We start from the raw sequence: 1,652 nt of genomic DNA, 5'->3' as shown, positions 1-1,652 counted from the left end.
ACCTGCCTCCCCCATTGCGGGATCATCCAGGAACGTTGCCCGTGCGCTGGTATGAATCCTTGTGGGATTGAATCCCCGGCTGACAAGAAAGTGACGAACTGTCTCGGCACGCGCGCTGACAAGTTGCCTCCCACCTGTATCGCCACCGACCAGATATGCCGCAATGAAGAAATAGTCGTAGTTCGGGTAGTGAACCCGCAGGTCCGCGAGCCAAGTCCCAAGCTTGAGTGCCGCACTGGCATTCAGCGTGTGTACATTCTTCGGGAACTGAAGGTCTACTCCCTTCACGCGTGGACTGCAAGCGAAGGCCACGCTATTCGACAGGCACATCGCCAGCATGGCGCATCCGACCCACCGCCGATACGAACTCGCCGATCCTGGTCTATTTCGGTTGGTCATGATTCCCCCGATCAGCTTGTTTCGCATCAATTGGTTGTGGCCCAGGACAGCACGGATGGGGGCAGCGCGGGTTGATGGATATATACGCCGTACTTGCCAGCCTCCGTGCTTCGGCGTTTGGCGGCGCACCGTATCCATAGTTCTTTATTTCTGTATCAAAGATATCCGAATCCTCAACACCAAAATTCAATAGCAGAGTCTTCAAGTTGCGCAACCGAATCTTCGCCAGATGCACCGATACCCCAACTCGTGGATTCTCCTGAACAGAAATGTAATATTGACCGCTATTTGGGAACGCCAGTCGAGTCTTGCTCCTCCAATCCGCCATCCGATGTATCTCGCCGGCGGAAAGATTAGTGCGACCAGACTCATAAATTGGCTCGTACTCAATATATGGAGGATGGCAGGCGAGGACTGGCGACACAAAGGCAATCAAGGCGAAGGCCACGCTACTCGACAGGTACATCGCCAGCATGGCGCGACCGATCCACCGCCGATACGAACTCGCCGATTCCGGCCAATTTGCTTTGGTCATGATCCCCCCGATCACCTTGTTGCGCATCAATTGGTTGCGGTCCGGGACAGCACGGATGGGGGCAGCGCGGGATGATTGAAATCTCAGCAACATTGGTGAGATGGCGCAGTTCTTGACCTGGCCTCAGGCCGTCGCGAAATCTACGGACAGCTGATTCCTCAATGTCCACCTTGTCGATACCCATATTCGAAAGCGTAGACAACAGGTTCTTTCGCCTCTGCTCCGCCAGCTTGGCTGACACACCTACGCGCGCATTCTGGCGAACATAGACCAGATACTTCCCTCCACTCGGGAGCCACAGCCTAAGTTGTGCCCGCCAATTTGCCAGGCGCAGGACCTCACTTGCCGATAGATCAGATCGACCATTTGAAAACACGGGCTCATAGTCAACATACCCCAAGGTGCACCCTATTGTGGGAAATGAAAATAAAAATACAGTCGCGACGAATAGCTGTTTCACTATGGCCTCCATACYGGCGTCAATCCATCCCAATTTGGAATTTTTGCAACGTAGGCAGCGATGCTATCCGCGTTATTCAGGCAGAACTTATCACGAGCAGCCTGCTTTTGTGCCCACTTGATATTACTCCATGAATCCACCGCATCCATTGCAGATGGAAAATGCGACACCTCATGAATCAAAGTCGTTAGTTTGGAATCATTGGCCGATGGAGTAACATTATTTCAATTAGCCTCATCCGGCATCGTGCAGAAAAGG

The 1,652-nt window shown here is 53.1% G+C and carries 2 protein-coding genes; both read right to left on the bottom strand.

Annotated features, from left to right (window positions below; all coding sequences use genetic code 11):
- Positions 1-339, bottom strand: a 339-nt coding sequence (locus tag AC1DKD_RS41150; RefSeq protein ID WP_477144738.1) for a hypothetical protein, incomplete at its 3' end; no start/stop codon positions are given.
- Positions 340-382: 43 nt separating this feature from the next.
- The gene (locus tag AC1DKD_RS41145; RefSeq protein WP_441632976.1) at positions 383-934 is read right to left on the bottom strand and encodes a hypothetical protein; all 552 of its coding nucleotides are present in this window, start codon (positions 932-934) and stop codon (positions 383-385) included.
- Positions 935-1,652: the final 718 nt, after the last annotated feature.

The sequence above is a fragment of the Cupriavidus sp. 05T313 genome, from assembly GCF_056396665.1.
Note: the sequence above shows the minus strand (reverse complement) of the source record. Positions and strands in the feature narration are given on the sequence as shown.

Excerpts from the sequence above, each read along its gene's own strand:
- AC1DKD_RS41145 (WP_441632976.1), bottom strand. The coding sequence starts at position 934 with ATGACCAAAGCAAATTGGCCGGAATCGGCGAGTTCGTATCGGCGGTGG.